Here is a 22,158-nt window from a genome sequence, read left to right as displayed (position 1 = left end):
TTTTAAATACCAAGCTGCATGCTTTCTCATCTCTCTTACGGCAACATTTTCGTTCTTTAAATCGATAAGACGATCTAGATGCAACATACATACATCAATTTTCTCACGCACTGTTGGTTCCGGCATTAACTCACCTGTCTCTAAATACTTTACCGTACGATAAATCATCCACGGATCTCCAAGAGCAGCGCGACCAATCATAACACCATCTACACCAATTTCATCAAGCATACGCTTTGCATCTTGTGGTGTTTCGACATCACCATTTCCGATAACCGGAATATTCACAGCCTGCTTTACTTGTTTAATAATATTCCAATCCGCTTTACCTTCATACATTTGCACTCGTGTACGCCCATGAACCGCTATCGCTTGTCCACCAGCACGCTCAACAGCTCTAGCATTTTCTATTGCGAAAATATGGTCTTCATCCCAACCAATACGCATTTTAACTGTAACTGGCTTTTCAACAGCATCTACAACCGCCGCTACCATCTCATATATTTTATTTGGGTCTAAAAGCCACTTTGCTCCCGCATCACACTTAGTGATTTTCGGTACTGGGCACCCCATATTAATATCAATAATGTCTGCTGTCGTATATTTATCTACGTATTTCGCAGCATCTACAAGAGTTTCTTTCTCTCCACCAAAAATTTGTAAACTTAATGGCTTTTCTCTCTCATCGATATATAGCATATCTAATGTTCTTTTGTTATTAAGTAATATTGCCTTATCACTTACCATTTCAGCACAAACTAAACCTGCACCAAATTCTTTTACCGTCAAACGGAATGCAGAGTTACACACTCCCGCCATCGGTGCTAGTACAACTGGATTTTTCATCTCAATATTTGCAATCTTTAACACCCGACTTACTCCTTCCTTTACGGTCACTTTGGCATCAATTCGTCTATTGAAACGTTTAATGTTTTAGCGACTTCTACTACAAAATCTTGGGAAGGTGATCTATTGCCCCTCTCAACTTCACCTAAAACCGATACAGATACCCCTAATTCTTTCGCAAAACCTTCTTGCGTATAGCCTTTTAGCTTTCGAAAAGCACGAATGCGTCTTCCCCATTTTTCTGCTTCCATACCGTTACTCCCTCTCGCCTTTTCATTTCTTCTACTTGTGAACGTGAAATATCTTGTTTTATATCTTGATTGATTTCTAACAACGGAACGATAACAAAAGCTCTTTCGAACATCCGCGGATGCGGAACAATCAGATTCTCTGCTTCAATATTTTCTTGATTATATAGTAAAATGTCAAGGTCGATGGTCCTCGGGCCCCATCTAATTTCCCTTTTTCTTCCTAGGTCATTCTCTACCCTTTGTGTTACTTTCAATAATTCTTGCGGTGATAAATTGGTAGAAATTTTTATAACTAAATTTAAAAAGCAATTTTGGTCAGTATAGCCAACCGGATCAGTTTCATATACAGACGAAACATCATCAACTTGGATATGCTGGTTTTTATTTAAAAACTGAATTGCTTCAGTTAAATAAGTATAACGCTCCCCAATATTGGAACCTAATGCAATGTACGCTATATTATTCATGGACGCTCTCTCGTAATTTCTACCGCTACAGCACGATAATGTCCTGGTATCGGCGGATCCGGTTTAATTACCTTAATTGTACACCGTGAAATACTCTCATATTGTTTCAATATATCTGTAGCGATATTTTCAGCGATACTCTCTACAAGCTTATACGTTCTATCTTCAACAACTTTTCTACACAGCTCAAAAAGTTCCCCGTAATTGACAGAATGCTCTAAGTCGTCACTTTCTCCTGCGCGTTTTAAATCCAACTCCACCGTTAAATCTACTTTAAATCTCTGACCTAATTTATTCTCTTCTGGGAATACACCATGATAACCGTAAAACTCCATATCATGGATATAAATTTTATCCAATTACTTTACCCCCTTACCAATCATCGCGTCCATCATCTTAGCCATACGCGCCATTTCTTTCACATCATGAACACGGATAAACTCACAGCCCTTTTCAATACCAAGACAAACGGTAGCTCCCGTTCCTTCAAGACGTTCCTCCACTGGTAAATCTAACACATGGCCAATAAAGGACTTTCTTGAAGTACCTAAGAGAACTGGGTAACCCAGTACATTTAACTGTTCTAAATTGCGCATCGCTTCTAAATTTTGCTCAGGTGTTTTCGCAAAACCGATACCTGGGTCTAAAATAATATTCTCATCTCGCACACCAGCATCTTTAGCAATTTTAATACTTTCATACAAATCAGCAATCATATCGGCCATTAAATTGCGGTAATTCATATTATCTCGGTTATGCATTAAGATAATGGGCACATCATAATAGGCTGCAACTTCAGCAATCCTCGGTTCCGCCTTCGCTCCCCAAATATCATTAATAATATGAGCACCAGCTTCAATCGCTTGTTTCGCAACCTCAGCTTTATACGTATCAATAGAAATAGGTAGCTTTACTTCTTTTGACACTGCCTGAATCATTGGAACAACTCGCTTTATTTCCTCTTCTACTGAAACTTTAGCGAAACCCGGACGGGTAGATTCGCCGCCAATATCAATAATATGGACACCTTCACTTTTCATTTCTTTCGCATGTCGCACCGCAGCATCTACTTCGTTGTAACTCCCACCATCAGAAAATGAATCTGGCGTTACATTTAAAATCCCCATAATTAATGTCTTTTCATTTAAGTTCAATGTATATTCGCCGCAGCGCAAATCATAATCCCACTTCAAACTACACATCTCCTCTTCGCAATTCATTTCTGCTCCACAATTTCTCTCTCTGCACTCCATAAAGATCCATAAGTCTTTTTGTAACCACTCCCACTTTACCCGGGAAATCTTTCTCCTCTATACGATAAAGGGGGACAATCTCTTGAATAGAGTTCGTTACGAACACTTCATCCGCTGAAAGCAATTCATCTTTTGTAAAGAAACCTTCCTTTACTTCTATATCTAGCTCTTCAGCAGCCTTTATAATAAACGCACGAGTGATTCCGTTTAAAATCCCTGTTTCTAATGAAGGAGTATATAAAATATCTCCTTTAACAAAAAAGAGATTCGAAACAATACCCTCTGCAACATAACCTGTTTCGGTAAGAAAAATACCTTCCTTATTCACAACATTTCCAATTTCGCGTTTCCCTAAAATATTATTTAAATAATGATGGGACTTCAAGCGAAATGCACCCTCTGGTGTATTTCTCACTTGCTTTAAAATAACTCCTTCTTTTTCCACTACATTCCCTGGAGCTGCTAAAGGTTTTATAAAAACAATAACAGACGGTTCTTCATATACTTCCGTTTGTAATCCTATTTCATCTATACCCGCCGATACATTTAAGCGCACATATGCATGCTTTAACCCATTCTTAACAAGTAGATTCTTTAAAATAAGCATCACTTCATCTTTTGTCATTGTCCATTTGATTTGCAATATATCGAGCGCATCCATTAAGCGTTCATAATGATCATCCAATAAAAAGAGATGACCATTATAAATACGAAATGTCTCAAAAACCCCAAGTCCATATAGGTAACCGTGGTCATAAGGAGAAATTTTCGCTTCACTCGCTTCTACATACGCGCCATTTACGTAAATTAACACGATGTCACACTTGGGCTATATTTGCGAATGAAATTCTGTAGCAATTCTTTCCCGTGAGAAGTCATAATAGATTCCGGATGGAATTGTACCCCTTCAATCGGCAACGTTTTATGACGAAGCGCCATAATTTCACCTTCTTCAGTCCAAGATGTTATCTCTAAACAATTCGGTAACGTCTCTTTTTTAACGATAAGAGAGTGATAACGTGTCGCGGTAAATGGATTTGGGATATCAGAAAAAATCGTCTGCCCATCATGATGCATTAAAGATGTTTTTCCATGCATCAAACGCTCTGCCCTGACAACATCCCCTCCAAATACTTGTGCAATTGATTGATGTCCAAGACAGACCCCAAAAATCGGAAGCTTACCTGCAAAATATTTAATAACATCCATACTGATTCCCGCCTCATTAGGACTACATGGACCTGGCGAAATCATTAAAAAATCCGGTTTCATATTCTCAATATCCGAAATAGTAACTTCATCATTACGCTTAACAACAAGCTCTTGTCCAAGTTCTCCAAGAAATTGCACTAAATTAAATGTAAAAGAATCATAATTATCAATCATTAATATCATTTCTCTCACCTAACCGTTTCTTCGCTACTTTCTTTTGCACGCCATAAAGCGATTGCTTTTTTTAACGACTCTTTATATTCATCTTTTGGATTTGAATCAATTACAATACCCGCTCCAGCTTGCACATGCGCTTGTCCATCTTTAGCAAGTAGTGTTCGGATTACAATATTCAATTCCGTATCTCCAGAATAACCAATCCAACCAATTGAACCCGTATAAATCCCTCGGCGAACAGGTTCTAATTCTTCAATGATTTCCATCGTACGTATTTTCGGGGCACCGGTAATTGTCCCACCAGGAAATACAGCCTTCACCAAATCGAAAGCATCTTTATCTGCTTCCACCTCACCACGCACATTAGAAACAATATGCATAACGTGTGAGTATTTTTCAATCACCATAAATTCATCTACTTCAACAGTGCCATATTTACAAACCCGGCCCAAGTCATTTCGTTCTAAATCCACAAGCATTACATGCTCTGCTCTTTCCTTTTCATTTTCAATTAATTCTTTCGCTAATTCTTCATCCTCTTGCTCACTTGCTCCTCGAGAGCGCGTACCAGCAATCGGTCTTGTACTCACTTCTTTTCCTTGCTTTTTAATTAGCAATTCAGGCGAAGCACTAACAATTTGAAAATCTCCAAACTCCAAGTAACCCATATATGGAGATGGATTAATTTCACGAAGACTTGTATATATTTCTAGTGGATGTGTTTGTAATGTTCTTTCTTGTCTTGTCGACAAGTTTACTTGAAACACATCACCCGCTCCAATATATTCTTGAATACGTTCAACGGCCTTCATAAAGCCCTCTTCCGTAAAAGCGACTGCTTCATTTTTCTTTTCAGGAGATTCAAACGGCATAGTCACTTCGGGGGCTTCTTTCATCCAAAGACCCTTCCATTCATTTAATCGTTCTTCTGCCTCTTCACACTCATCTACATAATGCGTAATAATCCATAATACTCTCTCCTGTTGATCATACACAAACACGTCATCAAATAACAAAAAGAATATGTCAGGTATATTAATATCATCCTTCGCAAGAGAAGAAAGTTTTTCAATATAACGGATACAATCATAACTAAAGTATCCAATTGCCCCACCCTGAAAAGGTGGGTACTCCGGATTATAATCCGTTTTCCATTTCTCCATATACGCTTGCATTAAATCTAACGGATTCCCTCGCTTTATTGTTTCCTTACCACTTTCACTTATATGTAACGTCTCATTCTTACCCTGAATTACCGCTACTGGATCCAGCCCAACAATATTATAACGACCACCACGTCCACTTTCTAACAAAATATGTTGCGGCTTATCCTGAGAAAGAAATTTATATTGCTTAAAGAAATCTAACTGATATGGAATAGAAAGCGCTAAAGATTTTCTTCGTTGCATATCAACACCCCGTCTTCTGTTATCCCACCCTCTTAAGCCAATCAAATCAAACTACATAAAATTATTTATATAGAGAATGATTATACTTGAGGGCTAGTGAAAATAAATTAATTATACTACTTCTTATTTTACATGAAGTTTTCTAGTCATTCACTCTTTTCCTTTTTCCAATCAAAAAAGAAAAAGCATCCTTTTTTAAGGATGCTTTTCAAATCACATTCACTTATGACTCAAATTGATAAAGTGGTGTACTTAAATATCGTTCACCGTTACTTGGGATAATAACAAGTACCTTTTTCCCTTTACCTAATTTCTTCGCAACTTCTGTCGCTGCATAAACGACCGCTCCCGAAGAGATACCAACTAAAATACCTTCTTCTTTAGCCACTCTTCTCGCATATTCGAACGCTTGCTCCGTTTTCACTTGAATAATTTCATCATATACCTCTACATCCAATGTCTCCGGAACAAACCCCGCTCCAATTCCTTGGATCTTATGTGGTCCTGGCTTTCCACCAGATAATACTGGTGAATCCGCAGGTTCTACCGCGTAAATTTTGATATCTTTATAAGCCTCTTTCAGCACTTCACCGGCACCTGTAATTGTTCCACCTGTACCAATACCTGCGATAAAAGCATCTAATTGATCCCCCATCTGTTCAACAATTTCTGGACCTGTTGTTATACGATGGATTTCTGGATTCGCTTGATTTTGGAACTGTTGTGGTATAAAGTACCCATGTTCTTCTGCTAATTCAGTTGCCTTTCGAATTGCTCCGCCCATTCCTTCAGGTCCTGGAGTCAATACTAATTCAGCACCGTAAGCGCGTAATAAATTACGACGCTCAATACTCATTGTTTCTGGCATTACTAAAATTGCCTTATATCCTTTAGCAGCTGCTACCATCGCTAAGCCAATACCTGTGTTACCACTTGTCGGCTCAATGATTGTATCGCCCTCTTTTAATAATCCTTTATTTTCAGCATCTTCAATCATAGCTAACGCGATACGATCTTTAACACTGCTCCCCGGATTCATAAATTCTAATTTTAAATATACATCTGCGCTGCCTGATTCTACGATGCGGTTCAACTTAACGATCGGCGTTTTCCCGATTAATTCTGAAACTGATTGTGCCACTCGCATTCCTGTCACTCCTAACACCGAGTATTTTTATTGGTTTTATCTATATTTAGATTTTGTCAGAAAATTCCCTATTTGTCAATCTATTTGGGCGGCTGATTCTCCACCTAAACTTCTTTATTACAGCTTCTCAATTAGACTTGTAATATCTTCTTTAGCGAATTTATGTCGTTCATTACAGAAGTGACAGTGAACTTCCGTCTCTTCTTCTTCTGCACGAATTTGTTCTAACTCCGCTTTACCTAAACTAATTAGCACACTTTCAATACGCTCACGTGAACATGTACAATTAAATTGAACATCCATTGTTTCTAGCACTTTCACTTTATCTTCTCCAAGCACTTCATACAGTAATTCTTCTGGAGAAAGACCTTGTTCGATTAATTGTGATACTGGCGGGATTTGTTGAAGACGCTCTTCAATAAATGAAATTGTTTCTTCCTGCGCACCTGGCATAATTTGAAGAATGAATCCACCCGCCGCTAATACGCTATCATCTCCATTTACAAGAACACCAACACCTACAGAAGAAGGCGTCTGCTCAGAAACCGCGAAATAATATGTGAAATCTTCCCCTAGTTCTCCTGAAACAATGGGAGATTGACCAATAAACGGTTCACGCATACCGATATCTTTAATTACCGTTACAAATCCTTCTGTACCTACCGCTTGATATACACGTAATTTCCCTTGTTCCGTTCCTTCAAAATCAACATGCGGATTCGTTACATAACCACGTACATCCCCATTTGCATGAGCATCGACTAAGATAGGACCAATCGGGCCGTTACCCTCTACTTTAATCGTTAACTTCTGCTCGCCTTTTAACATAGCACCCATCATTGTACCCGCAGTTAAAGAACGACCAAGTGCCGCTGAAGCTGTTCTCCATGTATCATGACGCTTTTGCGCCTCACTTACTGTATTTGTTGTACGTACACTATAAGCACGAACCTCTCCATTAAACGCTAACGCTTTTACTAAATAATCTTTCATACTTATTTATTCACCCTTCTCATGTTGTAAATTTGCATTACGCTCATATAACATATACAAACCTTTTAACGTTAAAAACGGATCTACAATATCAATTACATTTGATTCTTCTGAAATTAATTTTGCTAATCCACCTGTTGCAATAACTTTCGGTTCTTGCTTAGCTTCTTCCTTCATACGCTTAACAATACCTTCCACTTGTCCAACGTATCCATAAAGAATACCTGATTGCATTGCACTTACTGTATTCTTCCCGATAACACTACCCGGTTTTGTAATTTCAATACGAGGAAGCTTTGCTGCCCTGCTATATAAAGCCTCTGCCGAAATCATAATTCCCGGCGTAATGACGCCACCCATATAATGCTTCTCTTCGTTAATATAACAATATGTAGTAGCCGTACCAAAATCAACAATAATAAGCGGACTTCCATATAAGTGGATTCCTGCTACTGCATTTACAATTCGGTCCGCGCCTACTTCACGTGGATTTTCATATTTAATATTCAAGCCAGTTTTTATCCCAGGCCCCACTACAAGCGGTTTAATTTTAAAATACTTTTCACACATACGCTCTAAAGCGAACATAATTGGCGGTACAACTGAAGACACAATAATACCTTTCACATCTTCAAAAGAAAGACCTTCATGCTCAAGTAACTGCTTTACAAGCATCCCATACTCATCTTCTGTTTTATGACGATCTGTTTCCATGCGCCAATGCTGACGAAGTTCCCCCTCTTCAAACACACCTAGTACCGCATTTGTGTTCCCTACATCCAATACAAAAATCATATTCTCACCACTTATCTTATTTAATCTATATTTGCGCAGTATGTATAAAACTTACAAAAACATCATATCACACATACTTATATAATCAGTTTTTCTATACTCATCATTGTACAAAAAGATTACTCTCTATTTCAATTTTTAATAATAGTTTCATTCAATTTTTTTTGCCACTTAAATTCATTCCACAAAAAAAGGAGTGACTATTGTCACTCCTTTTTTTCTTACTTATCTTCTGTATCTTCATCGTCTTTCTTCATATTGATGTTTACTTTCACATCATCTGAAGATGTTGGACGCTCAGGTAATCTGCCATAATCATATAAATGATTAATTTGCTCTGCATCTAATGTTTCTACTTCAAGTAACGTTTTTGCGATAATATCAAGCTTATCTCGTTTTTCAGTAAGAATTTGTTTCGCGCGAGCATAACAGTCTTTAATAATTATTTGCATTTCCACATCAATTTCATGCGCGATTGCATCACTGTAGTTTTGTTCTGAATGGAAGTCTCTTCCTAAGAATACCTGACCACCTTGTGAGCTACCAAATTGCATCGGTCCAAGCTTATCACTCATCCCGAATTCTGTAACCATACGTCTTGCAATACCAGTCGCACGTTGGAAGTCGTTGTGAGCACCTGTACTTGCTTCACCAAATACAATCTCCTCAGCTACTCGACCACCAAGTAAACCAGTGATTTTATCAAGTAACTCTGGTTTTGTCATGAAGTAACGATCTTCCTTCGGAAGCATTACCGCATATCCACCAGCTTGACCACGAGGGACAATTGTTACTTTATGAACGATATCTGCTTCATCAAGAACAACACCAATTACAGTATGGCCAGCCTCATGGAATGCAACGATATTACGTTCTTTTTCAGAGATAACGCGACTTTTCTTAGCTGGACCTGCAATAACACGATCCGTCGCTTCATCGATGTCACTCATATCAATTTTCTTCTTATCTTGACGCGCAGCTACTAAAGCAGCTTCGTTTAATAAGTTTTCAAGATCGGCACCAGAGAATCCTGGTGTACGAGTTGCAATTGCTCTTAAGTTGACATTCTCATCAAGCGGTTTATTACGAGCGTGTACCTTAAGTACAGCTTCACGACCATTTACATCTGGACGATCTACTGTAATTTGACGGTCAAAACGACCTGGACGTAATAACGCTGGATCAAGAATATCAGGACGGTTTGTCGCAGCGATGATAATAATACCTTCGTTTGCACCGAATCCATCCATTTCAACAAGCAATTGGTTCAACGTTTGTTCACGCTCATCATGACCACCGCCAAGACCCGCGCCACGTTGACGTCCTACTGCATCAATTTCATCAATGAAAATGATACAAGGAGCATTTTTCTTTGCATTTTCAAATAAATCACGTACACGGGATGCACCGACACCGACGAACATCTCTACGAAGTCAGAACCACTAATAGAGAAGAACGGAACGCCTGCTTCACCTGCAACAGCACGTGCTAGTAAAGTTTTACCTGTACCTGGAGGTCCCACTAATAGAACACCCTTCGGAATACGGGCACCAACTTCAGCGAACTTACGAGGGTCTTTCAAGAATTCAACTACCTCAACAAGTTCTTGTTTCTCTTCATCCGCTCCAGCAACATCTCTGAAACGAATTTTTTTCTTTTCATCATTGTATAGCTTCGCCTTACTTTTCCCGAAGTTCATAACACGACTACCGCCGCCCTGAGCTTGGTTTAATAAGAAGAAGAATAAAATGAAGATAATGACAAACGGAATGATAGAAGTAAAGAACGTTACCCAAGCACTTGTTTCTTCTGCTGGTTGATACTTAACTTCAGCCCCTTGCGCTTTATCATTAATTTTCTTTTGTAATTCCTCAGTATTTGGTGCATAAGTAACAAATTGTTCTCCTTGGCTAGAAGTCTTGAATTGTCCCTTTACCTCAAACACACCATTTTTCGGTTGAAGCTGCACATTACGCACTTCACCTTTTTCAAGTTGAGTAATGAATTTATCGTAGCTAACTGATGTCGTTTTTTGCGTCGAACCATTAAAATAGCTCACGATTCCAATTACTACTAAGAATATCAGTAAATAAAAGATGGTATTACGGAAGATACGATTCATTCCTAACCTCCTCTCACGGCATAAACACTATAGTAAATCGTAACATAAAAAAAATTTCCTATACAATTGTAACGCCTATATTTAATTAATTTGAGTAAACACTTGGTTTTAATACTCCTACATAAGGAAGATTACGGTACTGCTCTTTATAATCTAATCCATATCCTACAACAAATTCATGAGGAACAGTAAATCCAACATAATCTGCTTTCAGATCAACCTTACGGCCTGTTGGCTTATCTAATAAAGTAACAATTTTTACAGATTTCGCTTTACGATATTTAAACAGATCCACTAAATAGCTTAGTGTAAGACCGCTATCAATAATATCTTCAACGATTAAAATATCGCGACCTTCTACCGAAGTATCAAGATCTTTTAAGATTTTTACTTCGCCTGTCGAAACTGTAGAGTGACCGTAGCTAGATACAGCCATAAAATCCATTTCAAGATATGTATCTGTTCTCTTTAATAAATCTGCCATAAATGGCATTGCACCCTTTAGTACACCAATCGCAAGAGGTACTGTATTTTTGTAATCCTCTGCAATAACTGCACCTAGTTCGCGCACCTTTTCTTGTATTTGTTCTTCAGAAATTAATACTTTTTCGATATCTTGATTCATCATTTCATTATCCTCCCGGAAGACTCCTTGCTTTTGTAGTGAATAATCATGTATTTACCCTTCTTTGCTAGCTCTTTCGAAGTAGCAAACGCAGATCGTTTCAACAAGGGTACCCAAATAATATTTCCACTTGCGTCACAAACGATCGGCCATTCTTCTCTTTTTTCTTTTGGTACTTTTGCTTCGATAAAAACAGCTTTTATCTTTTTTGTACCATCCATACCTTGCATTGACATGCGATCTCCATTTTCCCTAGACCGAATACGAAGTGGATACGATATATCATTATACTTAGCAACAAATACTGTTTCATTCATGTTACTCGGTATATCTTCGCTCACCTCTGTTACAAGTTTATCCCCATTCGGCAATATAATTGTCCCAGGTACTGATAAATCTTGCGAAAAAGGAGAAACAACTTCTTGTTTAAATCCAAAACCACATTCTTCGTATGTGCGAACAATTTTCAAACCACCTGGAAAATCTAGTGAACCTGAAGGTTGTGCCCGCTTAAAAAATCCAATCACCTTGTCAATATGTATAGAAGAAAGCGAAGATGGAATCTTATATTCATAAAGATAGTTTAATATTAGTTGAATCCCTCTTCTTTGTAAAGGCATAGACATGGATTCAAAGGCAGGAATTGATAAGCTAATTTGTTTATCGCTTTTTTTTGTAATTACTTTATTCATTTTCTCAAAAGCTAATTCCTGCAAATAAGCCTCATCCTCTTGCATCTGCACGCTAAATTTTTGAAATTTCTCATGCATTTGTGGATTTTCTTCTTTCAAATAAGGAAGGACATATTTACGTAATCGATTCCTTGTATATACTTCTTTTTTATTACTCGGATCTATACGCGGAATAACTTTTAATTTATTACAGTAATCAACAATTTCTTCCTTAGTTACCCCAAGTAACGGCCTAATTAAATATCCATTATGAAAAGATCGCTTCACTGCAATTCCTGCGTATCCTTTCGGAGTACTCCCTCGTACAAGGCGCATTAAAATCGTCTCTACTTGATCATCTCCATGGTGACCAAGAGCTACATATCTCGCATCATATTTCTTCATTATTCTTTCCAAAAATGCATATCTGCATTCTCTAGCTGCAACTTGTGCATTCATTCCATATTGCTGTTGATATTGCGACACATTAATCCTTAGCGTTTCACAAATAACTCCTAGCTCTTTGCAAATACCCTGTACAAACTGTAAATCCTCATAAGATTCGTTACCTCTAAACATATGGTCCACATGTGCTACTACAATTTCTAGCTGTTTTTCTGCCCTTTTTTCTAACAAATAATATAAAAGAGCCAAAGAGTCAGGACCACCAGAAACCCCTACAACAATTGTTGAATGTTTCTTTAATACATCATGCTGCTTTACAAAGTCATCTACTTTTTCAACAAATGCATCTTTCAACTTCGCAATCACCTTTCATTAAACAAGAATAACATTAGTTACCTTGTATATAATGGTACAACTTTTACAAACATTGTGCAAAAAAAAGATGTACAAAATCCATATTTTTATCTTACATCCCTCCTGTATATTTAACAAAGTAATCACATTACCTTTTTAATCAAAAAAACCTAGGCATCTACCTAGGTTTTTTGATTATTTTATTGCGCCTGCATTCCTACTATTGGAATCGTAGCCCACTTCGGCATATTTTTCTTTACTTTCGCCACCACAATAGTCATATCATCATTTATATAACCATCACCAGAGCGAATTACTTCTTCCATAATAATATCAGCGATTTCCTGTGGGTCCTCTGTTTGTAGTTCTTTAATTTTACGTTTTATCCATAATTCGTGATTCTCCACATGTTGCGCTCCCTCAAAGATGCCGTCACTCATCATGATAAGAAGATCACCCGTTTTTAATTGCTCACCAACCACATCAACTTCAACATCTTCAATGATTCCCATCGGCAAATTACTTGCCTCAATTTTCAAAATATTATTTCCGCGTTTAACAAAACTCGGCGTCGATCCAATCTTTAAAAACTTCGCACTCGCATCACGTAAATCTACCATAGCCAAGTCAAGCGTTGTATACATCTCCTCTGTCGTCCTTAAAGAAAGAATCGAATTGATGGACTTAATCGCTATTTCTTCATCAATACCTGATTGAAGTATCTTTTGTAATAATTTTACCGTTTCCCTACTCTCCATATGAGCCCTTTGTCCATTTCCCATACCATCACTAATCGCAAGTGCATATTTACCAACGCTCAAATCCATCATCGCGTAGGAATCACCTGAAATAAACCCACCACCTTTTGCAGCTGTGGCCAATCCTGTATCAAGAGAATACGTCTTCGCTGAACCAAATGATATTAAACTGTGCCCATTTGGATATGAGGATTTCTCTTCATGCTTAACGACGATATTCTCTTTTAAAATATCTGAAAGCATTGGAGCAACCAACTTCTCACATTCCCCATGTTCATTAGATGCAGCCGGAATCAACATTTCAATATCAATACTTCCTCTATCTAAACAATAAATATCAACATGCTCCACTTCGACACCAAAATCACGAAACGCTTGTAAAATTTGCTCCTCCTGCGCTTGATGGTTCTCTCTTTCTCGTTGTATCTCCTTAGCGAAATCCTCCATCACTTTTGATACACCTAGTAATTGCTCCGCTACAATTCTACGATTTTCCTTCATTTGTTTTCTTAATTTCTGCCCCTCATAGAAGTGATCTAATTCACCTGCTACTAAATCCGTTACTTTCTTCCCTCTCACACAATGCTTGTCCCATTCACGAACTAACTTCCGATTATGCTGCAGCGTTCCTTCTTCTGTTTCACTCATTATTTGTTTCATATAATCGTATGTTTTATCAAAATTAACTACCCAACATTGATCCTTCTTAAAGCATGTTTGACATGTTTTTGCAGTAATTGTACTTAAAAATAAATCAGCTTCTGTTTCTTTATCTTCCTCCTCCACATACCCGTATACAGAAAAGCTATTAGACAAAGCAGCAAATACATTAGCAAATTGATTGATTTTGTTTGCTGTAACATCGCGCACTCTTCTTAAATATTGTTGTTGATCCTGTGAATGTTCCTGTGTACCCGGCATAAATTTAGCAATACGATCCATAACAAGCTTCGGTGTTAATAAGAAGAAAACAATCGCTACACCAGATTCAATTAAAGTTGTTACAATACTTGTTTGCTTGTCTACATATAATGTAATTAAGCTTGTACCAATTAATAAACCTAAACTAACTCCTATACGCTTCCCTTCTTTTAACAATCCCCCAAGCAATCCTGAAAAGGCAAGGAGACTAAGTTGAGACAAGCTCGCCACATTTGCTAAACTTAATATTAACCCAGTGACAACTCCTACCGTGGACCCTGTAGCTGCCCCTGCAATAAAGGCAAATACTAATACTAAATATCTAGTGAAAATATGTTGAATAGAAGCATCATAAACAAACCAATCCGTTGTGCCCGTTAAAACAGATGCTAGTAATATAATTAAACAAACAATTTCTTCTGTTTCTAACGCTTGTTGCTTCCCTTTCCTTTCCACTAAAAGCGGAACACTTTGTAAAAATATCATCGTTAATACGAAGCTAAGCCCCGCTTCGATCGTACTGACGAGCAGATCATACATGGTGACGGTTTGCTGTGCAAAATATACAACAACTAAATGTGCGGTTAATGCGGAGATAAATACTTGGAATGGTACAAGTCCAACAGTTTTACGTGTAAACCGACTAAAGAAGATATTATAAATAAAGAAGGTAAAGATAGATGCAAAAGTAAAAAATAAATTATCTATTGAAACTGAAAGTGCTCCCCCCATTAGGGCTAAGAACGCGAGCGGCATTTTATCTCGCTTCATAACATAAACAGCAGCAAAAAACGGCAATGCAAACGGTAAAATGTTTGTTAATATATATGCTCGTCCCAAAAGAAAACCAATAACAGCAATAATGAATCCCCATCTAAAGAAAACTTTTTCAAACTTCATTCGCAACTTACTCGTCCACTTTATTGTTCCAAGCTGACTTTCATTCATCGCCAATGCACTTGTATTCATAGTATTCCTTCCTGCTTTAGGCATATTTTTAACACCACCTGCATAGTTTAATTACTGTTATTATAAAAGATGATTATTGGTTTTTTTGTCAAAACAACAGTTTTGACTTTTATAATCGTTCGACTTTTTATTCGAAATAAATCTACATATATACATAGTATTTAATTTATTTAAAGAGAGTTGAAAGAATGTTCAGAAAATATAGGGTGATTTTGTAGAAGTATTGTACGTCTTAATTTATATTTAACAAAAAAAGACCATGCAAATTTGCATGATCTTTTTAGATGACCCGTACGGGATTCGAACCCGTGTTACCGCCGTGAAAGGGCGGTGTCTTAACCACTTGACCAACGGGCCGTTAAATTAAATATAGCGGCGGAGGGGATCGAACCCCCGACCTCACGGGTATGAACCGTACGCTCTAGCCAGCTGAGCTACACCGCCATGTCGTCGTATTTAACGGACAATTAGTATATTACATCAGATATATTTTAAAGTCAACACATCTCAAAAACTTTTTTAAAAATATATTCTCTCACATAAAAAAGTACCCGAGTAATTACTCTGGGTACCTCTCTATATGTTAAGAATTAAACGGACTTATTATCCGCGACGTGCGCCACGGCCACCACGTTTAGATTCTGTGTTACGCTTTAAAGAAGTTAAACGATCTTCACTATCTTTTAAAAAGCGTGCCATCTTTTGCTCAAATGTTTCTTTTGGAGCTCGTTCGTTACCGCCACCGCGGTTATCTCTGTTGGAAGAACGATTATTACGTTGTGGACGTCCAGAACGTTGTTGATCACCACCACGTTGGTATTCACCGCGTGGACGATCTCCTTCTGTTTTTTCACGTTCTTTCGCTTTCTTAATAGATAGGCCAATTTTGCCATCTTTTTCAACATTGATAACTTTTACTTCTACTTGGTCGCCTACTTTTAAGTGATCGTTAATATCTTTCACATAATTATCAGCAACTTCACTAATATGAACAAGACCTGTTAAGCCTTCTGGCAGCTCCACAAAAGCCCCAAAATTTGTAATACCTGTTACTTTACCCTGTAACTTGCTGCCTACCTCGATTGACATAAAAAAAATGCTCCTCCTTAGTGGTTAAAAAGTCAAATTTTACTTTATTATATATAATCCTAAAATACAGTGTCAATAAGACATACTCTACTTAGAAACAGGAAAAATTATCTCCCCTTTTCCGGAGAAGAAATAATCCCTTCTAGCAATCTTTAAAACGTACTCTTCATCATTCAACTTTTGAACTTCATCTTTTAGATTCTTTTCTTTTTTCGTTAATGAATCCAGTTCTTTTTTCATGTCCTTAACTTTTGCTTCTTTTGCTTTAATGGAACTGTTTTGTTGATAAAACGTCACACTAATACTAGCAATAATTGTAAAAGCAAAGACAAGAAAAACCGCTAAACGGCGATAAAGTCGCTTCCTGTTCTCATCCGTTTGTATTATATGTTCTTTAACAGGATTTGGACTCTGTTTGTCGATTGTTCTTTGTCTCAGTTCCCTCATTTCCGAGGTCCCCCTAACTTCTTTTTTATACGCACCCATAATTGGAAGATATGTCCCTTCAATTTTGCTACATATTGCAGGAACCCTACATGCTTCATTATAAAAAGTTTAACACGATTAGGGAGAAGTTTCCATATGAGCGAAGCAATAAACCGAACAGGCGAGAAAAAAACTTTCCATATGAAAAGTAATATCCAAATCACCATTTTCCATAACACATGTCCAATTGAAAGCAGTATACGAAATAAGAATAATATAAATGCAATAAATAGCTGTGCTATAATAATAACAGGTTTTATCATGAGTAGCTGTATAATTCGAACAAAAAATTGTGTTGTTTGTACAAAAATATAGATGAGAAAATTTAACATCTTCATGTATAGTGCTTTCAATAAGCTTTGATATGCTGCAAAACCACATAGTAACGCCAAAAATACATATATACGTAGTTCGGCTTCATTTACACGCAGTAATACATAAAAAACGAATAATGCTTGGACAATCCAAAATAGTATATCATGTATAAATACAAGCCAACGTTTACGCTCTTGGCGTTTTAAAAACCGTTGGTATGTATCTAAAGAAGCACCAATCCAAGCACCCATTCCAATCATCGAAAGCATTGTATACAACTGAATTGTTAGGCTCATTTAAACAGCTTACTAAAGAAACCTTTAGTTTTCTCCCCTTGGTTCTCATCAATATACAGCATTTCATGAACTTTCCCTTTAATTGATACAACACCCTTTTCTACATCTAAATTCTTCATTTGCAAATTTTGACCACGAATTGTTAAAAAACCCATTACAGTCTCGAGTAAAAACTCTTCGCTATCAAAACTCTCTACTTGCTTTACACCGGTAATATCAATTACACGCCTGCCACGCATAATAATATCATGCTCTACAGAAACATTTTGTTGATTAGAAGACATAGGTGAGTAACCATTATTCACGAAAATCCCCCCATAGCTTTATACTAGCTAATAGTAATGTATGAAGGGCTAACCTATTTTAGAACAAGCCTTCTTCCGCTTTCACTTTTTCCTCACGAACGAGACTATACATGTTTGCTGCATCTTCTTTTTTAGTTGTTTCTTTCAATTCATTTACTTTCACAGTTACTATTTTTTGCCCGAAACGAATTGTTAATTCATCCTCTACCTTCACATCTGAACTCGCTTTTGCCACTTGGCCATTAATCGAAATTCTTCCTTGGTCAGACACTTCTTTTGCTAATGTTCTTCTTTTAATTAAACGTGATACTTTCAAAAATTTATCTAGACGCATATCAAATCCCCCTATTAACGCTCTGTTTGTTTTGCCTCTTCCCATAAAATATCTAACTGTTCTAATGATAAATCTTGCATTTCCTTATTCATTTCAGCTACTTTTGCTTCCATGTATAAAAAGCGATCCATAAATTTCTCATTAGTTGAACGTAACGCTTCTTCTGGATCTAATTTATAATGACGAGCTATATTCACAAATGCAAATAGTAAATCACCAAATTCACCTAGCATCTTTTTCTCATCCATGTTTACAACTTCTTGTTGGAATTCTTGCCATTCTTCTAAGGCCTTCTCTATCATCGGCTGCACATCAACCCAATCAAATCCAACCTTTCCAGCTTTCTTCTGAATTTCATAAGCACGCATTAGTTGTGGCAAGCTTTTTGGAATACCCGCTAAAACAGATTCTTTCACGAATCCCTTTTCTTGTTTTTTAATTTCTTCCCAATTTGCAATCACTTCATCAGCATTATTTACATCCGTATCCCCAAACACATGCGGATGACGACGAACCATTTTCTCAGCTAAAGTCCGAATAATATCATCTATAGAGAACCAACCTTCATCCTCTCCAATTTGGGCATGAAGCATAACTTGTAATAATATATCACCTAGTTCTTCTACTAAATGATCATCATCCTCTTCATCAATTGCTTCTAGCACTTCATACGCTTCTTCAATTAAGTATTTCTTTAAAGATTGATGAGTTTGCTTTTTATCCCATGGGCAACCATTCGGTCCACGAAGATCAGCAATAATTGCTCTAAGCACATCAAACTGCTGATATAAGGACGCACGTTCCTTAACTGGCGGTACATACACACTCGTTAAATTATTTAATTCTGTTTCGTGATCTAACATGTATAACGATACCTTTTTCACTTGCTCGAATGAAGTCCCTGCAGCTGTTACGATATACACTTCGTAATCATCTGGCAAAATCTCCATTAACGTTAGCTTCACATCTGAAGCAACGAATGCATCATACACTTGGCAAAAGATTAAATGTTGACGTAATTCTAATTGTCCTCTTTCAAATGATGTAGCATCAATTAATTGGAACCCTTCAATCGGATCAATTTTTAGACTTGCAAACATCGGATCAAGGAAACTTTGTCCACCTTCAATTCGCACTTCAATATTTGCTGCTTCTCCTTTTTCCAAAAGTAGCTGAACTGTTCTTTCTGCTACAAGCGGATGACCTGGAACAGCATAAATAATTTCTGCGCCTTTAGCTTGTTCTAGCAATGTATTCGCAATTGTTTCATATACGATTTCAAATGTATCATGTGCCTCATATACATTATCAAAGGCCGTATACTTTATAGCTTCTTTCTCCAATTCTTCTATAACTGGGTGCTCCTTCGTTCTAACAAACATATGGTCTGCTTCTTTTATCTTTCGATATACACCCATTGTTAACTGATCTAACTCACCAGCACCTAATCCTAAAATAGTAATGATTCCACTCACAACCAGTCACCTCTATCCACTCTTCTTCAATGAACCTTCTTTTTTCTCTTGTTTCATAACGGTTCCTAATTCTTCTTTTGTAAATACACGTAATTTTAAAATTAAAAACATATATGCTAATCCACCGATAGCTACACCTAACAGCGCTTCAAGCGTCGCAATTCCTCTATGTCCTGTATCAATTACTAATCCGGACATTCGTAACATACGCATAAAGATTATTAATACAAACCCCATACCGATACCACTAATAGCTACACCTAACATATTCCGCCTATCAATAAGCGGCTCCGATACAGCTCGCATAAGTAACACACTATTTAGCAAGGCAATCACAATAAGCGCAACTAAAGTTGCAATTGCAGCTCCCTTTACACCAAAATACGGCATTAATATATAGTTTAAAACTAACTTCAAACAACCTCCAAATACAACGAATATTGCTGGTTTTAATGTTTGTCCCACTCCTTGCAAAATGGAAGCAGTTGTAATTGACAATGAACTAAATAAAATAGATAAAGATAAAATCGATAACACATCTGATCCATCACTATTTTCAAACAACATAATATTTGTAGGTTGAATAATACAAGTTAATCCAATAGCAGCTGCAGATCCAATAACAAATGTTATTTTCATTGCTAACTTTACCTTTTCTTGAATAAATGAAAGATCTCCTCTTTCTTTCGCCGCTGTAATAATAGGAATAAGTGACAATGAGAAAGAAGTTGTCACAACAGTACCTAATTGCATAAGCGGGATACTTCTATCATAAACACCTTTTAGTACCTTTGCATTTTCAACTTGCTCTCCCGCACGAATAAGCAAAGTATACAAGGAAATAGAATCCGCCATTTGTATAAAAATAAGGACTAAATTACTAACACAAATCGCTAATCCCTGCCAAAAAAGGATTCGAACAATCCCTTTTTTATTTCTAATTCCCTTCCATCTTTTGAAGAAAATAGCATGGAAATCATGACGCATATAAAGTAAAAGTACGATAATCCCAATAAGCCCGCCTGCAATTGAACCTAGCATGGCACCCGCACCAACTGTATATAAATCAAATCCATGAGCAATAAGGAATAGTGATAAAAATACAATAATAGAAACACGAATCGTTTGTTCAATTACTTGCGAAACAGCCGTCGGCATCATATTATTGAAACCTTGAAAATATCCTCTCGCTACAGATAAAAACGGCATTAGTAGGAATGAAAACGAAATAACACGTAATAATTTATCTAAATGTATATCGCCCATAGCCGATGCAATTGTTTCGGCCCCAAAGAATAATGTGAAAAACCCTATAAATCCAATTCCTAATAAAAACCAAAAAGATACACAAATAATTTCTTCTGCTTCTTTTTGTTTTCCTCGTTCTAATCTTTCTGCGACCATTTTTGAAATAATAATGGGAAACCCATAAGTAGCTAAAATCAAACAAAATCCATAAAACGGATAAATTTGTTGGTAAATATAAAAACCAACATCACCCGCTATATTTTGATATGGAATACGGTAAAAAGCGCTTAATACCTTCGTAACAAAACTTGCGATTGTTAATATAATAGCCCCACGCCAAAAGGCTTGGTACTTCTTCGCTTCCATACAAGAAAACTCCTTTTTCTATTCTCACCCCTCGTATTATATCACAAAGAAAAACTGGCTCTCCTTCATATTCCTTACATTCACTGACTTCTTTCAACAGCAAAAATATTCAATGAAAAAAGGTAGCAAAGCGCTACCTTCGTTCAATATACTTATATCTCCAAGTAGTTAATTTCTCAAATAGAAATATCATAATTAGGAAAGATTGCTACTTATAGAAATTACACTTCGCTACTGCTCCATTTGTTTCGCTAAAAAGCTTGCAGCTGTATTTACTGATTTATGCTCTACTTCACTTATAATAGCCTCTTTAGAGAAGATAACGACAGCTCCGATTGGATCTCCATTTGCAATAATCGAGCCAATTGTATAAGAGCTCACTTTTTCTGTTACTCCATCAATAATTGAAATTTCGCTTTCATCTGTCATAATTACAGACTTACGCTCTTCCATTGTCTTCTCAATTAAATCGCCAACACTTTTATTTAAGTATTCTTTTTTAGATGCGCCTGCTACTGCGATAATAGAATCACGATCGCATACAAGCACATTATGTCCTAAGCTATCGTATAAAGCTTCCGTATATTCCTTTGCAAAATTACCTAGTTCACTAATTGGAGAATATTTTTTCAAAATCACTTCTCCATCGCGATCAACAAATATTTCTAGTGGATCTCCCTCACGAATACGTAAAGTTCTACGAATTTCCTTCGGAATTACTACCCTGCCTAAATCATCAATTCGACGTACGATTCCAGTTGCTTTCATTCTAATGCTGCCTCACTTTCTACTGATGATCAAAGTGGTGAATTTACCTGTTCATGTAAAAATCACCAACTATTAAACATAGTATTTTACACATTAGTTC

The 22,158-nt window shown here is 36.9% G+C and carries 23 protein-coding genes and 2 tRNA genes (1 of these 25 cut by a window edge); all 25 read right to left on the bottom strand.

Annotation, left to right across the window (positions count from 1 at the left end; all coding sequences use genetic code 11):
* Positions 1-870: the 5' portion of a tRNA dihydrouridine synthase DusB gene (dusB, locus tag MKY90_RS00425; protein WP_341090078.1), read on the bottom strand. It extends 129 nt beyond the left edge of the window; only the first 870 of its 999 coding nucleotides appear in the window; it begins with the start codon at positions 868-870; its stop codon lies off the left edge, out of view.
* Between the two features lie 23 nt (positions 871-893).
* Positions 894-1,097, bottom strand: a complete 204-nt coding sequence (locus MKY90_RS00420) for a helix-turn-helix domain-containing protein (protein ID WP_002009706.1) — start codon at positions 1,095-1,097, stop codon at positions 894-896.
* On the bottom strand, positions 1,049-1,564 hold the full coding sequence (gene folK / locus MKY90_RS00415; RefSeq protein ID WP_002138868.1) for a 2-amino-4-hydroxy-6-hydroxymethyldihydropteridine diphosphokinase: 516 nt from the start codon (positions 1,562-1,564) through the stop codon (positions 1,049-1,051). Before folK ends, MKY90_RS00420 begins: the two co-directional genes overlap by 49 nt.
* Positions 1,561-1,923: a dihydroneopterin aldolase gene (folB, locus tag MKY90_RS00410; protein WP_000358063.1), complete on the bottom strand. Its 363-nt coding sequence runs from the start codon at positions 1,921-1,923 to the stop codon at positions 1,561-1,563. Before folB ends, folK begins: the two co-directional genes overlap by 4 nt.
* Positions 1,924-2,784, bottom strand: a complete 861-nt coding sequence (gene folP, locus MKY90_RS00405; protein ID WP_061689485.1) for a dihydropteroate synthase — start codon at positions 2,782-2,784, stop codon at positions 1,924-1,926.
* Complete coding sequence (gene pabC / locus MKY90_RS00400) at positions 2,759-3,631, bottom strand: aminodeoxychorismate lyase (RefSeq protein ID WP_002091560.1); 873 nt, start codon at positions 3,629-3,631, stop codon at positions 2,759-2,761. Before pabC ends, folP begins: the two co-directional genes overlap by 26 nt.
* Positions 3,625-4,212, bottom strand: coding sequence for an aminodeoxychorismate/anthranilate synthase component II (pabA, locus tag MKY90_RS00395; RefSeq protein ID WP_002113273.1), 588 nt, complete (start codon positions 4,210-4,212; stop codon positions 3,625-3,627). Before pabA ends, pabC begins: the two co-directional genes overlap by 7 nt.
* A gap of 5 nt (positions 4,213-4,217) precedes the next feature.
* Entirely contained in the window at positions 4,218-5,615 is a 1,398-nt protein-coding gene (gene trpE / locus MKY90_RS00390) for an anthranilate synthase component I (protein WP_002130223.1), read from the bottom strand.
* 223 nt (positions 5,616-5,838) lie between these two features.
* Positions 5,839-6,762, bottom strand: a complete 924-nt coding sequence (gene cysK / locus MKY90_RS00385) for a cysteine synthase A (protein WP_341090075.1) — start codon at positions 6,760-6,762, stop codon at positions 5,839-5,841.
* A 117-nt stretch (positions 6,763-6,879) separates the two neighbouring features.
* Positions 6,880-7,755: a redox-regulated molecular chaperone HslO gene (hslO, locus tag MKY90_RS00380; RefSeq protein ID WP_002009693.1), complete on the bottom strand. Its 876-nt coding sequence runs from the start codon at positions 7,753-7,755 to the stop codon at positions 6,880-6,882.
* Positions 7,756-7,761: 6 nt separating this feature from the next.
* Positions 7,762-8,550 (bottom strand): type III pantothenate kinase, encoded by a 789-nt coding sequence (locus MKY90_RS00375; protein ID WP_002009692.1) that lies wholly within the window; start codon positions 8,548-8,550, stop codon positions 7,762-7,764.
* A gap of 221 nt (positions 8,551-8,771) precedes the next feature.
* On the bottom strand, positions 8,772-10,673 hold the full coding sequence (gene ftsH / locus MKY90_RS00370; RefSeq protein ID WP_002091565.1) for an ATP-dependent zinc metalloprotease FtsH: 1,902 nt from the start codon (positions 10,671-10,673) through the stop codon (positions 8,772-8,774).
* Between the two features lie 85 nt (positions 10,674-10,758).
* Complete coding sequence (gene hpt / locus MKY90_RS00365) at positions 10,759-11,301, bottom strand: hypoxanthine phosphoribosyltransferase (RefSeq protein ID WP_000981846.1); 543 nt, start codon at positions 11,299-11,301, stop codon at positions 10,759-10,761.
* The gene (tilS, locus tag MKY90_RS00360; protein WP_098168778.1) at positions 11,298-12,728 is read right to left on the bottom strand and encodes a tRNA lysidine(34) synthetase TilS; all 1,431 of its coding nucleotides are present in this window, start codon (positions 12,726-12,728) and stop codon (positions 11,298-11,300) included. The genes hpt and tilS overlap by 4 nt, the downstream gene beginning before the upstream one ends.
* Positions 12,729-12,928: 200 nt before the next feature.
* A complete protein-coding gene (spoIIE, locus tag MKY90_RS00355; RefSeq protein ID WP_002091571.1) occupies positions 12,929-15,400 on the bottom strand; it encodes a stage II sporulation protein E in 2,472 nt (823 codons plus the stop codon).
* A gap of 261 nt (positions 15,401-15,661) precedes the next feature.
* Positions 15,662-15,733: transfer RNA gene (locus MKY90_RS00350), tRNA-Glu, on the bottom strand.
* A gap of 13 nt (positions 15,734-15,746) precedes the next feature.
* Positions 15,747-15,820, bottom strand: a tRNA-Met gene (locus MKY90_RS00345).
* A gap of 159 nt (positions 15,821-15,979) precedes the next feature.
* Positions 15,980-16,465 carry a S1 domain-containing RNA-binding protein gene (locus tag MKY90_RS00340; protein ID WP_002009683.1) on the bottom strand — a complete coding sequence of 162 codons (486 nt, stop codon included), beginning with the start codon at positions 16,463-16,465 and terminating at the stop codon, positions 15,980-15,982.
* Positions 16,466-16,552: 87 nt separating this feature from the next.
* Positions 16,553-16,912, bottom strand: a complete 360-nt coding sequence (gene divIC, locus MKY90_RS00335) for a cell division protein DivIC (RefSeq protein WP_002091572.1) — start codon at positions 16,910-16,912, stop codon at positions 16,553-16,555.
* Positions 16,909-17,562 (bottom strand): spore cortex biosynthesis protein YabQ, encoded by a 654-nt coding sequence (gene yabQ / locus MKY90_RS00330; protein ID WP_002091573.1) that lies wholly within the window; start codon positions 17,560-17,562, stop codon positions 16,909-16,911. The genes divIC and yabQ overlap by 4 nt, the downstream gene beginning before the upstream one ends.
* On the bottom strand, positions 17,559-17,867 hold the full coding sequence (gene yabP / locus MKY90_RS00325; protein WP_001059101.1) for a sporulation protein YabP: 309 nt from the start codon (positions 17,865-17,867) through the stop codon (positions 17,559-17,561). The genes yabQ and yabP overlap by 4 nt, the downstream gene beginning before the upstream one ends.
* Positions 17,868-17,925: 58 nt before the next feature.
* Complete coding sequence (locus tag MKY90_RS00320) at positions 17,926-18,201, bottom strand: RNA-binding S4 domain-containing protein (protein WP_002009677.1); 276 nt, start codon at positions 18,199-18,201, stop codon at positions 17,926-17,928.
* 14 nt (positions 18,202-18,215) lie between these two features.
* Positions 18,216-19,676 (bottom strand): nucleoside triphosphate pyrophosphohydrolase, encoded by a 1,461-nt coding sequence (gene mazG / locus MKY90_RS00315; RefSeq protein ID WP_002009675.1) that lies wholly within the window; start codon positions 19,674-19,676, stop codon positions 18,216-18,218.
* 12 nt (positions 19,677-19,688) lie between these two features.
* Positions 19,689-21,290 carry a putative polysaccharide biosynthesis protein gene (locus MKY90_RS00310; protein ID WP_016119037.1) on the bottom strand — a complete coding sequence of 534 codons (1,602 nt, stop codon included), beginning with the start codon at positions 21,288-21,290 and terminating at the stop codon, positions 19,689-19,691.
* Between the two features lie 231 nt (positions 21,291-21,521).
* Positions 21,522-22,058 (bottom strand): stage V sporulation protein T, encoded by a 537-nt coding sequence (spoVT, locus tag MKY90_RS00305; RefSeq protein ID WP_002009670.1) that lies wholly within the window; start codon positions 22,056-22,058, stop codon positions 21,522-21,524.
* Between the last annotated feature and the right edge of the window lie 100 nt (positions 22,059-22,158).

This window comes from Bacillus sp. FSL P2-0099 (assembly GCF_038007445.1).
Taxonomy (GTDB): Bacteria; Bacillota; Bacilli; order Bacillales; family Bacillaceae_G; genus Bacillus_A; species Bacillus_A mycoides.
This window is presented reverse-complemented; position numbering and strand designations above follow the sequence as displayed.

Coding starts and splice junctions, on each gene's coding strand:
- hpt (WP_000981846.1), bottom strand. CDS start 11,301: ATGATGAATCAAGATATCGAAAAAGTATTAATTTCTGAAGAACAAATA.
- spoVT (WP_002009670.1), bottom strand. CDS start 22,058: ATGAAAGCAACTGGAATCGTACGTCGAATTGATGATTTAGGCAGGGTA.
- spoIIE (WP_002091571.1), bottom strand. CDS start 15,400: ATGCCTAAAGCAGGAAGGAATACTATGAATACAAGTGCATTGGCGATG.
- MKY90_RS00340 (WP_002009683.1), bottom strand. CDS start 16,465: ATGTCAATCGAGGTAGGCAGCAAGTTACAGGGTAAAGTAACAGGTATT.
- pabA (WP_002113273.1), bottom strand. CDS start 4,212: ATGATATTAATGATTGATAATTATGATTCTTTTACATTTAATTTAGTG.
- divIC (WP_002091572.1), bottom strand. CDS start 16,912: ATGAGGGAACTGAGACAAAGAACAATCGACAAACAGAGTCCAAATCCT.
- folP (WP_061689485.1), bottom strand. CDS start 2,784: ATGAATTGCGAAGAGGAGATGTGTAGTTTGAAGTGGGATTATGATTTG.
- ftsH (WP_002091565.1), bottom strand. CDS start 10,673: ATGAATCGTATCTTCCGTAATACCATCTTTTATTTACTGATATTCTTA.
- cysK (WP_341090075.1), bottom strand. CDS start 6,762: ATGCGAGTGGCACAATCAGTTTCAGAATTAATCGGGAAAACGCCGATC.
- MKY90_RS00310 (WP_016119037.1), bottom strand. CDS start 21,290: ATGGAAGCGAAGAAGTACCAAGCCTTTTGGCGTGGGGCTATTATATTA.
- MKY90_RS00375 (WP_002009692.1), bottom strand. CDS start 8,550: ATGATTTTTGTATTGGATGTAGGGAACACAAATGCGGTACTAGGTGTG.
- MKY90_RS00320 (WP_002009677.1), bottom strand. CDS start 18,201: ATGCGTCTAGATAAATTTTTGAAAGTATCACGTTTAATTAAAAGAAGA.
- hslO (WP_002009693.1), bottom strand. CDS start 7,755: ATGAAAGATTATTTAGTAAAAGCGTTAGCGTTTAATGGAGAGGTTCGT.
- trpE (WP_002130223.1), bottom strand. CDS start 5,615: ATGCAACGAAGAAAATCTTTAGCGCTTTCTATTCCATATCAGTTAGAT.
- folK (WP_002138868.1), bottom strand. CDS start 1,564: ATGAATAATATAGCGTACATTGCATTAGGTTCCAATATTGGGGAGCGT.
- MKY90_RS00420 (WP_002009706.1), bottom strand. CDS start 1,097: ATGGAAGCAGAAAAATGGGGAAGACGCATTCGTGCTTTTCGAAAGCTA.
- yabQ (WP_002091573.1), bottom strand. CDS start 17,562: ATGAGCCTAACAATTCAGTTGTATACAATGCTTTCGATGATTGGAATG.